This window comes from Gordonia sp. NPDC003585, from assembly GCF_040610755.1.
Lineage (GTDB): Bacteria > Actinomycetota > Actinomycetes > Mycobacteriales > Mycobacteriaceae > Gordonia.
Genome location: NZ_JBEXMX010000011.1, coordinates 36274 through 49244, shown reverse-complemented (window position 1 = coordinate 49244; position 12971 = coordinate 36274). Strand labels below are relative to the sequence as shown.

The 12971-nt window shown below is 65.9% G+C and carries 9 protein-coding genes; 1 reads left to right on the top strand and 8 read right to left on the bottom strand.

The features are described 5' to 3' along the window. Window positions 1-58: 58 nt before the first annotated feature. The 5 genes from ABZW74_RS04625 to lspA all read right to left on the bottom strand — a co-directional run bounded on the left by ABZW74_RS04625 (window position 59) and on the right by lspA (window position 8746). Complete coding sequence (locus ABZW74_RS04625; protein WP_240855953.1) at window positions 59-1756, bottom strand: NAD-binding protein; 1698 nt, start codon at window positions 1754-1756, stop codon at window positions 59-61. A gap of 51 nt (window positions 1757-1807) precedes the next feature. Then, a complete protein-coding gene (dnaE, locus tag ABZW74_RS04620) occupies window positions 1808-5350 on the bottom strand; it encodes a DNA polymerase III subunit alpha (protein WP_240855957.1) in 3543 nt (1180 codons plus the stop codon). Window positions 5351-5642: 292 nt separating this feature from the next. Then, window positions 5643-7136 carry a serine/threonine-protein kinase gene (locus ABZW74_RS04615; RefSeq protein ID WP_355274364.1) on the bottom strand — a complete coding sequence of 498 codons (1494 nt, stop codon included), beginning with the start codon at window positions 7134-7136 and terminating at the stop codon, window positions 5643-5645. 40 nt (window positions 7137-7176) lie between these two features. Then, window positions 7177-8103, bottom strand: a complete 927-nt coding sequence (locus tag ABZW74_RS04610) for an RluA family pseudouridine synthase (RefSeq protein WP_355274361.1) — start codon at window positions 8101-8103, stop codon at window positions 7177-7179. Beyond that, the gene (gene lspA, locus ABZW74_RS04605) at window positions 8096-8746 is read right to left on the bottom strand and encodes a signal peptidase II (protein WP_240855962.1); all 651 of its coding nucleotides are present in this window, start codon (window positions 8744-8746) and stop codon (window positions 8096-8098) included. Before lspA ends, ABZW74_RS04610 begins: the two co-directional genes overlap by 8 nt. 24 nt (window positions 8747-8770) lie before the next feature. Between lspA and ABZW74_RS04600 the strand changes: the two genes are divergently transcribed. Continuing rightward, window positions 8771-9715: a hypothetical protein gene (locus tag ABZW74_RS04600; protein ID WP_355274359.1), complete on the top strand. Its 945-nt coding sequence runs from the start codon at window positions 8771-8773 to the stop codon at window positions 9713-9715. A 256-nt stretch (window positions 9716-9971) separates the two neighbouring features. Here ABZW74_RS04600 and ugpC read toward each other — a convergent pair whose 3' ends face one another. From ugpC to ABZW74_RS04585, 3 genes are read right to left on the bottom strand one after another with little or no spacing between them, the layout of a single operon-like run. Then, entirely contained in the window at window positions 9972-11078 is a 1107-nt protein-coding gene (gene ugpC / locus ABZW74_RS04595) for a sn-glycerol-3-phosphate ABC transporter ATP-binding protein UgpC (protein ID WP_240855966.1), read from the bottom strand. 50 nt (window positions 11079-11128) lie between these two features. Further along, window positions 11129-12010, bottom strand: a complete 882-nt coding sequence (locus ABZW74_RS04590; RefSeq protein ID WP_240855967.1) for a carbohydrate ABC transporter permease — start codon at window positions 12008-12010, stop codon at window positions 11129-11131. Continuing rightward, window positions 12010-12969 carry a sugar ABC transporter permease gene (locus tag ABZW74_RS04585; protein ID WP_240855968.1) on the bottom strand — a complete coding sequence of 320 codons (960 nt, stop codon included), beginning with the start codon at window positions 12967-12969 and terminating at the stop codon, window positions 12010-12012. The genes ABZW74_RS04590 and ABZW74_RS04585 overlap by 1 nt, the downstream gene beginning before the upstream one ends. Window positions 12970-12971: the final 2 nt, after the last annotated feature.

Below are 12971 nucleotides of genomic sequence, written 5' to 3'. Positions count from 1 at the left end.
AACCGATGTCGAAAAGAAATGTTCGGCTACCCGAAAACTATCCGTGGATGTTCGGAGATCACACGCCGTGAGCGTCGGCGGACCTGGTGCCGCGCTGCAGGGTGGCCAGCAGCTCGTGGTACGGACCGACCAGGTACGCGGTGTCGCCTGCGGCAAGACGATCGTCGCGCCGAGGATGCTCGACGACCTCCCCGTTCGCGCTCTCGATGGCGATCACCCGCGTCTGCGTCGGCAGATCCGACATCGACGCGCCATCGAGCGCACTCCCGGCGCGCACCGAGACCCCACCCACCATGAATGACCGCTGCCCCACCGAGAACGTGCCGGAGACGTCGAGGCCGAGTGCGGCGCCGATGAACCAGGGTGCCGCCAGTTCCACGGTCGACCGGACATGCGCGAAGCCGAAACGCCGAGCCACCGCGTCGCCGAGCGCGTGGTCGAATACCCGCAGCACCACGGGCACACCGGGTGCGTCGGCCGACCCCGACCAGCGCACGCCGAGCGCTTCGCGCGCCGCGATGCCCGTCTCCACATTGACCATGTCGTCTTGCGTCAGAACCACGACCGCCGACGCACTCGAGATGCGCGCGTCGTCGAGGGTCTGGCGTACCGTCGCGTCGCCGAAGATCACCGGAACACCGAGATCGGCGGCAGTCGACAGATAACGGTTGGACTGGTCGCGTTCGACGACGGCGACGTCGTATCCGAGCTGCCGCAGGTCGGCGGCGACCCGAATGCCGAACGATCCGAGCCCGACGACGATCACATGACCGGTGAACTGTCGCGCCCGACGCCGACCCGCGGACTGACCCAACCTCCGAGAGAGCAGGAGATCGGCGACGAAGGCCATCAGGATCGCGGTGGTCCCGACGCCGGCGAACATGAGGACGATGGAGAACAATCGCAGCCACGTCGGCTGATCGACAAAGCTGAAGTCGCCGTAGCCGACCGTGGCAATCGTCTCGGTCGAGAAGTACAGGGCGTCCACGAAACTCATGCCCGGCTTGTCGTATGTGTAGCGCAGCAGCAGGGTCGCACCGATGAGCAGGGTGAACGAGACCCCTAGTGCGCGAAACAAATTCGGGTTGACGTCATCGCGGAAGTCCCGTACGGCCTGTGCCACGCGCATCGGACCGCGCGGCCGATGATGAGCGGCCCGCAGCGGATGCTCGGTCGAGATGCTCTGTCCGGCAAGCTCTTCTGCGGTACCGATCATCGCAACCCAGTCGCCTTCGGCGACCATCAGGTCGCGGCCCGGGCAGGCCACCACAGCACCCGGAGACGCAGCGAACTCCCCGCGGATGACCGCGACCGGCGCAAGGTCCCCGTAGAGCTCACGTAGCGTCCCGGTGCGCGGGGCACCCGCACCGGACACCACGAACTCCGTCCCGGCCACCGTGATCGAGTGGGTGGTGCGCGCCAGAGCGGCCTCGAGGACTGACGGAGCGGCCAGTTCGGCGACGTCGAGCACCGCACCCGGACCGTTGCCGTGCGCCACCGCTTCGCGCAGCACTCGATTCGACAGATGGGTCACCACCCGCACCTGCGGGTTGAGTTGTCTTGCCAGCAAAGCGATCTCGAGGTTCACGGCATCGTCGGAGCCAGCGCATACCACTGCGGTCGCGGCCTGCACATCCACCGCTGCGAGGTCGGCGGCTGCGGCGATCATCGTGGTGGCGCTGCCCGCACTCGACAGCTCTTCGACAATCCGCCTGGTCAGTGCGTCGTCGCCGTGCACGATGACGTTCGCGTCCATCGGTAGAGACTACTCAGCGGACGGGTCGTCGTGCATGGTGAACGACACGCCCTAGCTGAGGCAGCTAGGCCCGAGCAGCGCCTTGAGATCCCCCATCAGCGCCGAACTCGGCGTCACCCGCAGCGACTCGGTGAGCCGCAGCTGTGTTTGACGTTCGTCGCTGATCAGCGTCACGTGAACATCGGCCGTGCCCGGATGCCGAGTGAGTACCTGCTTGAGTGCCTGGACCCGGTCGGGGGTGCACAGGCGAGCGGGCAGCGTCAGCGCGACCGGCTTGCTCGCGCCTGCGGCACTGAGATCCGGCACGGCCAGATCGTTGGCGCTGATCATCATGCTGTCGTCGCGCAGGTTCACCCGTGCCTTGATGAGCACGATGTTGTCGGCGACGATGTCCATCCCGTACGCCGCAAAGGCCCGCGGGAAGAAGTACACCTCGACGCCACCGACCATGTCCTCGAGGGTGACCGCAGCCCACGGTTCGCCCTTCTTGTTGACCCGTCTCGTCACCGACGAGATGATGCCGCCGATGGTGATCTGTGCCCCGTCGGCGATGTTGCCCTCGAGAAGGGTGGTGATCGACGTGTCGGTGTGCGCGGCGATGGCATGTTCGACGCCGCTCAGCGGGTGCCCGGAGACATAGAGTCCCAACATCTCTCGTTCGATGGCGAGTTTGTGCTTGGAATCCCATTCCTCGTCGGGCACCTTGACGGCGAAGACTTCCGCCATGGTTTCATCGGCGCCGCCGGCATCGCCGAAGAGATCGAACTGTCCGATCGCCTCGGCCTTCTTGGTGCCGAGCACGGATTCGACCGCCTCGCCATGCACCAGGAACAGCCCCTTGCGGGGATGCGACAGCGAATCGAAGGCACCGGCCTTGATCAGCGACTCCGTCACCTTCTTGTTGCAGGCGGTGACGTCGATCTTCCCGAGATAGTCCGAGAAGCTGGTGAACTTGCCCTTGTCGTCGCGCGCGGTGAGGATCGAGCCGACCACGCCGCTTCCGACGTTGCGAATCGCCGCGAGCCCGAAGCGGATGTCGGTGCCGACGGCGGCGAAGTTGCGCTGCGACTCGTTGACGTCCGGGGGCAGCACGGTGATCCCGAGCTTGCGGCAGTCCGAGAGATAGATGGCGGCCTTGTCCTTGTCGTCGCCCACCGACGTCAGCAGACCGGCCATGTATTCGGCGGGATAGTTCGCCTTGAGGTAGGCCGTCCAGAACGATACGAGTCCGTAGCCGGCGGCGTGCGACTTGTTGAACGCGTAGCCGGCGAACGGGAGCACCGTGTCCCAGAGCGCGGTGATGGCTCCCTGGGAGAATCCGTTGGTGCGCATGCCCTCCGCGAAGCCGTCGTATGCCTCGTCGAGGATCTCTTTCTTCTTCTTACCCATCGCGCGACGGAGCAGGTCGGCCTGTCCGAGCGAGTAGCCCGCGACCTTCTGCGCGATCTGCATGATCTGCTCTTGATAGACGATCAGACCGTAGGTCTCGGCGAGGATCTCCTTCAACGGCTCCTCGAGCTCGGGATGAATCGGCTTGATGTCTTGCAGACCGTTCTTACGCTTGGCGTAGTCGGTGTGCGCGTTCACGCCCATCGGACCCGGGCGATACAACGCGAGCACGGCCACGATGTCCTCGAAACCGGTGGGCTGCATCAACTTCAGGAGTTCTCGCATCGCCGCACCGTCGAGCTGGAAGACGCCGAGCGTGTCGCCGCGGGCCAACAGCTCGTAGGTCTTGGTGTCCTCGAGCGGCAGGGCGTCGAGGTCGAGGTCGACGCCGCGGTTGGTCTTGATGTTCTCCAGGGCATCGCCGATGACGGTCAGGTTGCGCAGACCGAGGAAGTCCATCTTGAGGAGGCCGATGTCCTCACACGACGGGTAATCCCAGCCGGTGATGATCGCGCCGTCCTGAGCGCGTTTCCACACCGGGATGGCATCGGTCAACGGCTCCGACGACATGATCACCGCACACGCGTGGACACCCGCGTTGCGGATCAGCCCCTCGAGTCCGAGTGCCGTGTCGTAGATCTTCTTGACGTCCGGATCGGTTTCGATGAGGGCACGAACCTCGGCGGCCTCGTTGAACCGCTCGTGCTCGGAATTGGTGATGCCCCACACCGGGATGTCCTTGGCCATGATGGGTGGCGGCAGGGCCTTGGTGATGCGGTCGGCGATGGCGAATCCCGGCTGGCCGAACTGGACTCGGGCCGAGTCCTTGATGGCGGCCTTGGTCTTGATGGTGCCGAAGGTGATGACCTGGGCGACCTTGTCGACTCCCCACCGCGTCGTGGCGTAACGCACCATCTCGCCGCGACGACGGTCGTCGAAGTCGATGTCGATATCGGGCATCGACACACGTTCGGGATTGAGGAATCGCTCGAACAGCAGTCCGTGCGGGATCGGGTCGATGTTGGTGATGCCCAACGCCCAGGCGACCAGCGACCCCGCCGCCGAACCGCGGCCCGGGCCGACCCGGATACCGACTTCCTGCGCATGCCGGATCAGATCGCCGACCACTAGGAAGTAGGCGGGGAACCCCATCTGGATGATGACATCGAGTTCGTAGTTGGCGCGTTCGGAATAGTCCTGCGGCACCGGCTGTCCGGGGAACCGCCGTTCGGCGAGGCCCTTGGCGACCTCCTTGCGCAGCCAGGTCTGCTGCGACTCCCCCTCGGGGACGTCGAAGACCGGCATCCGGTCGCGATGGGTGAAGACGTCGGAGTAGCTCTGCACCCGCTCGCCTATTTCCAGGGTGTTGTCGCAGGCACCGGGGACCACCGAATCCCACTGGTCGCGCATCTCCTGCGCCGACTTGAGGTAGTAGCCGTCGCCGTCGAACTTGAACCGGGTCGGATCCGTGAGCGTCTTGCCGGTCTGCACACACAGCAAGGCCTCATGCGCCGCGGCGTGGTCCTTGGTGACGTAGTGGCAGTCGTTGGTGACGATCGGTTTGATGCCTAGCTTGCGGCCGATCTCCAGCAGCCCTTCGCGAACACGACGCTCGATCTCGAGTCCGTGCTCCATCAGCTCGAGGTAGAAGTTCTCCTTGCCGAAGATCTCCTGCCACTTCGCGGCCGCCTCGAGCGCCTCTCGCTCGTGCCCGAGACGCAGGCGGGTCTGCACCTCGCCGGACGGGCAGCCGGTGGTGGCGATGATGCCCTCGGCGTATTGCGCGATGAGTTCGTCGTCCATCCGGGCCCACTTGCCGAGTTGACCCTCGATGGACGCCAGCGACGACAGCTTGAACAGGTTGCGCAGCCCCGTCGCATTCTCGGCGACCATCGTCATGTGCGTGTAGGCACCGCTACCGGAGACGTCGTCACCCTTCTGGTCGCGGGTACCCCAGGTCACGCGCTTGGTGTCGAATCGCGAGCCGGGAGCGATGTAGGCCTCGATACCGATGATCGGCTTGATGTCGTTTTTGACCGCGGTGTTGTAGAACTCGCTGGCGCCGAACATGTTTCCGTGGTCGGTCATGCCGATCGCGTTCATCCCCAGCCGTTTGGCCTCCGCGAACAGCGGCGACACCTTGGCGGCACCGTCGAGCATCGAGTACTCGGTGTGGTTGTGCAGGTGAACGAACGAATCGGTCACGGTGCCCCTTCTGCTTCGTCGGACTGCCAGTGTTCCAGGTCGGGTTTTCCGGATACGACGGCCCCGCGGAGCGCGGCGTCACGGAAAGCCTGGTCCACTGTATGTCCTCGTGCCGACACTCACGGACAGGCGCGGCGGGCCGTGACAGATGTGGCCACCGTGACGTTCAATCCGGGCCCGAAACCGAGTCGGCTCGCGACAACCGGTGCCGAATTGGAGAACGCGAGTGCTGCAGCACTCGCGTTCTCCAATTCAACTCGATTCCTGGCGCGGTGGTCACCGACTCTTCGGATCAGAGCACGACACCGAGCACGATCGCCGTCACCAGGATCAGCAGCACGACCGCGACGATGGCGATGATCACCCCCGGATCGGGTCCGGTGGACGGTGGGGCCTGCGGTGCGCGCGGCGGTGGGGGTACCGCCGGACGACGATCGAGCGGGCCCGAGGAGGCACCAGGAATGGTCGGCGGCGCACCACCACGATTCGGTCCGGCGTGCAGCGGGCCAGAAGGGTTCGGTGCAGAAGGGTTCGGTGCAGAAGGGTTCGGTGCTGAAGGGGGCGGCCGCACCGGGTCGCGCGGTGGGGCACTCACATGGTCGTCGGTCTGCCGACGACGAACCGGGTCCGACGGCACCGCGTTGGGCGACACCTGGGTCTGCTGCCACGCCGTCAACTCCCCACGGCGAGGATCACCAGTGCGGGGAGCGTCGCGATGTCGAGATCCGTCGCCGGGTCGTGGGCCGGCGGGCGGCGGTTGCCGTCGCGGCGGCGGCCCGACGCGGGGTGGACCCGGGATCCCCGGAGCTCCGGGGCGACGCGGGCCGTGCGCAGCGGGTTGCGGAAACCGGGGCTCATGTTGCCGGGGCGCCGGATGCGGTGGCCGCGGCGCGGGCCTCGCCGGCCGTGGCCGCACGGCGACTGCGAGGGCGTCGGCGAATTCCCGGCACGTCCCGAACCGGGCACCGGGCGACTTCGCCATGGCCTTGGCGATGACGGCGTCGACCGCCGGACTGACACCGCTCGTCGCGTCCGACACCCTGGGCACCGGGGATTTCAGGTGAGCTGCGATGACGGCACCGGTGTCGCGGTCGTCGAAGGGAACCTTGCCGACCAGCAGGTGGAAAGCCGTGGCCGCCAACGAGTACTGGTCGGTGGTGCCGTCCAGGGTCTCTCCGGACAATTGATCTGGTGACGCATAGGAGAGCGTTGCCAGGACCGTGCCGACGGAGGTGAGTCCCTCGACATCGTCGGTGATCTTGGCGACACCAAAGTCTGCCAGCACCACCCGCTGCTCGTCGGCGTCGTCCTCCGGCTCGCTGGTCGACAGCAAGATGTTGGCCGGTTTGATGTCGCGGTGCAGGAGATTGCGTCGGTGTGCGTAGTCAAGCCCATGCGCGATCTCGGTCACGATGTGCGACACCCGCCGCGGATCGAGTCGGCCTTTGGCGGCGACCTCACGCGCGGCGTCGGTCCCGGGCACATACTGCATCGCAATCCAGAGCAGATCCCGACCGGCCGCCGAGTCGCCGGTCGGAACGGAGGCGCGTCCGCGGTTGTGCACGGTGACGATATTCGGATGATCGAGAGTCGCCGCGACCTCTGCCTCGCGCAGGAATCGGCGCCGGAACTGCTGATCCGACGCGCCGCCCGACGCGGACAGGACCTTCAGTGCATCCGACCGCGGCAGTTCGGGATGGCGAGCCAGGTAGACAGCACCCATCCCGCCACTGCCGAGTACCCGCTCGATGCGATACCCGGCGACGGATGTTCCCGGCTCCAGCACCCTCCAAGGCTACCGAGAACCCCCGTCAGGTTTCATCTCATTAGGTCGCCCGGAGGACGTCGAGCGCGTGTTGCAGATCGGCCGGATAGTCGCTTGTGAACTCGACACGCCGGCCGTCGGCCGGGTGAGCGAAGGCCAGCGAACGGGCGTGCAGCCACTGTCGTTCCAGGCCCAGGCGTTTGGCGAGGACCGGGTCGGCGCCGTAGGTCGGGTCACCGCAGCACGGATGGTGCAGCGCCGAAAAATGCACCCGAATCTGGTGCGTACGACCGGTTTCCAGATGCACGTCGAGCAACGACGCCGACGCGAACATTTCGAGGGTGTCGTAGTGGGTGATGCTCGGTTTGCCGTTCGCGGTCACGGCGAAGCGCCAGTCGTTGCCGCGATGGCGGCCGATCGGTGCGTCGATGGTGCCCGACGGCGGATCGAGATGGCCTTGTACGAGCGCGTGGTATCCCTTGTCGACGGTCCGCTGTTTGAATGCCCGCTTGAGGATGGTGTAGGCACGCTCGGAGACCGCGACCACCATGACACCGGACGTGCCGACGTCGAGTCTGTGCACGATGCCGTGCCGCTCGTGCGCGCCCGACGTCGAGATCCGGTAGCCGGCCGCCGCGAGAGCGCCGATGACCGTCGGGCCGCTCCACCCGAGCGACGGATGTGCCGCCACCCCCACCGGCTTGTCGACGACCACGATGTCGGAGTCGTGGTAGATGACCTCGAGATCCTCGACCGGTGTCGGTTCGATCTGCAGCGGCTCGTCCGGCTCCGGAAGCGTCACGTGCAGCATCGTGCCGGCGGCGAGGCGGTGTGATTTGCCGACCGCGATCCCGTCGACCGTCACGTCGCCGTCGTCGGCGAGACCCGCGACGACCGTTCTGGACAGTCCGAGCATCCGGGCGACCCCGGCGTCGAGCCGCATCCCGTCGAGACCGTCGGGAACCGGCACCAACCGTGACTCACGCATGGCTGCCGTCTCCTGTCTGGGCATCTTTCTCCGACGGTGAGACGTCGCCGCCGTTCTCGTCGCCGCCGTTCTCGTCGCCGCGACTGTGCCGCGCCGCCCAGCCGGTCCGCGTGCCGTCGTAGTCGTACCCGAGGGCCGAGAGCACCACCAGCAGGATCGCGCCGCACACGACCGCCGAGTCTGCGACGTTGAACACCGGCCACCAACCGACCTTGACGAAGTCGACAACGTGGCCTTGCAGTGGTTGTGGCGCGCGGAAGATCCGGTCGATGAGGTTGCCGATCGCGCCGCCGAGCACCATGCCGAGGCCGAGGACCCACCAGGCCGATCGCAACCGGCCGCTGTATCGCACGATCACGACGACCACCACGAGCGCGATGATCGAGAGAATCCAGGTGTAGCCGGACGCCATCGAGAAGGCAGCGCCGCTGTTGCGGACCAGCCAGAGTTCCACGTTGTCGCCGATAACCTGCACCGCAACACCCGGTTCGAGCAGTTCCACGGCGAGCGTCTTGGTCAGCAGATCCAGACCCACCACGGTGAGCGCGACCGCGAGCAAGGTCAGCATCACTCGCCTCGAACGGCCGCCGCGAGTGTCGGCGGAAGGATCTGGTGCAACGTCATCCACCACCTCATCATCCATGATGGGTCGCATACGCTGGCTGCCGTGTCCCGCCGCCACCGCCCCACACCGCGTGTCCTCACCACTCTCACGGCCCTGATGACGGTGGGCGTCCTGCTCGCGGGTTGCGGTTCCGACGGCGACGACGACACCTCGTCGGCCTCCGATGGTGGCTGTGCGACGGAGAACACCTCCGATCGAGACAAGGTGAACCTGATCCCGATCCCGCCGGTGAAGGTCACCGTGACCGGTTTCGGGAACGGCGAACGGCGGGTACCCGCGGCCACTCCCGATCGGGATTCGGCCCAGCAGGCGACGGTGGTCACCACCTCGTCGGTCGCCTCCGCGGGTTCGGCGCAGGCCCAGACCGTCGACCTGCCGCTCACCGCACGATTCCACTGCACAGATCCCACCGACCTCGAGATGGACCTGGGGACGGTGACCTCTCCCGATCCGACTCTCAACGATCAACTGGCGCCGGCCGCGGGCGGCCACGCGGGAATGGCGATCGCCCCCGGCCTGGTGCCGATCTCGCTGCGTCTGATGCCGACCGACTCGTCGGGCCCCGAAGCCCGCCTCGCCATCGAGCAGGCGATGATCGGGGCGTTCACCCGGTCGGTTCCCTTGCCGACGGTGCCGATCGCCGTGGGCGCGACCTGGCGCGCCGAGCGGGTGATCAGCGCCGCCGCAACCGTCACCCAGACGATCGAGGCGAAACTGACCGCGTGGGAGGGCAACCGGCTCACGGTCACCTACACGGTCGACGAATCACCGATCAACTCGGTGTTCGCGATCCCCGGCGGCAATCAAACGCTGACGATCGCGCGCTACAGCTTCACCGGGAATGGCACGGAGACCGTCGACCTGACGCGCGGTCTCCCCGTCGACGGCGCGGCGACCTACCGCGGGGCACGGGAACTCGTCGGCGCCGACGCGTCGCAGCGACTGCTTCAGCAGACCGGGTTCACTCTCACCTGGCGTTCGCGTTGACTCGACGGTGCGAGCGGAGCGAGTTTTCTCCGCTCCCTGAGGTGTGAGGAGCGCAAGCCGCCGGGCTGAGGAGCCCCATGCGAGGTACGAGCAGGGAGCGTCTCGAAGTCGACGAGCCTCGAAGGGCCTGGTGAGACAGGGCAATTCCGAGACCAAGTAGCTACGGTCACCAGCCCTTCGAGGCTCGCAAGCTCGCACCTCAGGGAGCGGGGGCGAGCTCAGGGAGCGGATTGGACCGGCAGGCTGACGACCGACGTCACACCAAGCGTTCGCCGCTCTCCGGGTGGAACAGGTGCACCGCACGGTCGGACTGGTGCAGACGCACGCCATCACCGCGCTTGGCCGGCGCACGCTCGTGCGACCGCGCAACCAGGATCATGGGCTCCCCGTCGAGGTTGCGGATCGACTGATCCGCAACAGATGCATACACATAGGTCTCGCTGCCGAGTTCCTCGAGCAGTGCGACGTCGGCGGCGAGTCCGCGGCCTTCGTCGGACAGTTCCAGGTGCTCGGGGCGGATGCCCACGATCACCGAGGAAATCCCCGAATTCCGCAGCGCGGCTTTCGATTCTTCGTCGACGTGGATCACCGAACCGGAGATGGAGATCTGGCCATCGGTCACGGGTGCGGTGAACAGATTCATTCCGGGCGATCCGATGAATCCCGCGACGAAGGCGTTGACTGGTCGATCGTAGAGCTCGGTCGGAGTGGAGAATTGCTGCAGCACGCCATGTTTGAGAACAGCAACCCGGTCCCCCATGGTCATCGCCTCGACCTGATCGTGGGTGACGTAGACGGTGGTGGTACCCAGGCGACGCTGCAGCGCGGCGATCTGGGTGCGAGTCTGCACGCGCAGTTTGGCGTCGAGGTTCGACAACGGCTCATCCATGCAGAACACCTGCGGCTCGCGAACGATGGCCCGTCCCATGGCGACTCGCTGACGCTGACCGCCGGATAGTTTCGCCGGCTTCCGGTCGAGAAAGTCGGTGAGGTCGAGGAGCTTTGCCGCGTCGGCGACCTTCTTGGTGCGCTCTTCGGTCGACACGCCGCGCATCTTCAACGCGAAACCCATGTTCTCGCCGACCGTCTTGTTGGGATAGAGCGCGTAGTTCTGGAAGACCATCGCGATGTCGCGGTCCTTGGGTGCGACGCCGACCATGTTGTCGCCGCCGATGCGGATCTGACCGGAGTCGATGTCCTCGAGGCCCGCGAGCATCCGCAGGGCGGTGGACTTGCCCGACCCGGACGGCCCGACCAGGACGACGAACTCGCCGTCGTTGATGTCGAGATCGAGTGAGTCGACGGCCAGTTTGTCGGCGCCGGGATAGACGCAGCACGCTTTGTCGTAGGTGATGGATGCCATGGTGACTGCTCCTGTGAGTGTGGGGTGTGAAGGGGAAGGTCGGGCGTCGATTACTTGATGGCGCCGAAGGAAAGGCCGCGGACGAGTTTGTTCTGTGCGATCCAGCCGCAGATGACGACCGGGAGTGCAGCGAGGACCGAGGCCGCGGACAGTTGGGCCCAGTACAGGCCCTGCCCGGACATGAATCCGGTGAGGAACACCGGCATCGTCTGCGCGTTGACCGCGGTCATGTTGACGGCGAAGAAGAACTCGTTCCACGAGAAGATCACGCAGATGAGCGCTGTCGCAGCGATTCCCGGTGAGATGAGCGGCAGGATCACCTCGCGCACCGAGGTCCAGAGACTGGCACCGTCGATGCTCGCGGCCTCGAGCAGTTCGCCGGGCACCTCGAGGAAGAACGAGCGCATCATCCACACCGCGATCGGCAGATTCATTGCCGTGTACAGGATCACGAGGGTCCAGATGTTGTCGAGCATGTCCATCTTCCCGACGATCACATACAGCGGGATGATGGCGGCGACGATCGGCAGCATCTTGGTGGAGATGAAGAAGAACAGCGCGTCCTTGGTCTTGCGCACCGGCCGCAACGACAGCGCGAACGCCGCCGGCACGCCGAGCAGCAACACCAGGATCGTCGAGACGATGGTCGCGAACAGCGAATTCAGCAGCGGCGTGGCGATTCCCGCGTCGAAGACGTCGCGGAACTGTTGCAGGGTCGGAGCGAAGATGAAGGTCGGCGGATTGGTCGCCGCGTCGCTCTCCTGTTTGAAAGCGGTCAGCACCATCCACAGCACCGGGAAGAAGAACCCGATGGCGAGAATCCAGGTCACCGCGGTCAGTGCCATCTGGCGCGGGTTGCGCTGCTTCTCGATGTCCTGCGGCCGCACGTGCGCGGTCGTGGTGGGTGTGTCGGGACGGATGTCGGTGCTCATCAGGCCGGCTCCTCTGTTCCGGTGAATGACTTGAAGATCAGGCGCAGGGCGAGGGTGGCGACGACGATCGTGCCGATCACCGTGACCACACCCATCGCGGCCGCCTGCCCGATGTCGAATCCGAGGAAGGCCCGCTGGTAGATGTAGAAGGACAGGTTGGAACTCGACACCCCGGGTCCGCCGGAGGTCATCATGTAGACCGCGTCGAAGGTGTTGACCAAATAGATCGCGCCGAGGACGGTACCGAGTTCGATGAAGCGTCGCAGGTGCGGCAGCGTCAGCTCACGGAAGAGCCGGAAGCTGGTCGCCCCGTCCACCCGGGCGGCCTCCTGGATGTCGCGAGGCATCGACTGGAGACCGGCCAGGATCAGCAACATCATGAATGGCGTCCACTGCCACACCAATTCGGCCATCACGCTCATCAGCGGGAACTCCGAGAGCCAGTCGGTGTGGATGCCGAACGGACTCAATGCCCAGTTCACCAGACCATTGGTGGGTGAGAGCAGGCTGGTCTTCCAGAGCAGGGCCGATGCCACCGGGGTCACCAGGAAGGGTGTGATCAGCAGCGTGCGAACCACACCGCGGCCCAGGAACTTCCGGTCCAGCAGCAGCGCGAACATCAGTCCGAGCAACACCGAGACGATGACGGTTCCGACGATCAGCACGATCGTGTTCGCGGTGACCCGCCAGAACTGGCTGTCGGCGAAGACCGCGGCATAGTTGTCGAGGCCGACGAAGGCCCGCGAACCGGGCCGCACCAGATTCCATGATTGCGTGGAGTAGTAGAGCGTGAAGACGAACGGGATCTGGGTGACCACGATCATGAAGATCAGGGCCGGAAGGAGCGGACCGCGCCTGCGCCAGCCCTCGGCGCGGCTGATGTGGTCGCGCCGCGAGGTCAGCGGCGCCTGATCGGCGGGCGGGACCTGCTCGTCGCGGGTGGATACTGCGGTGGCCATGT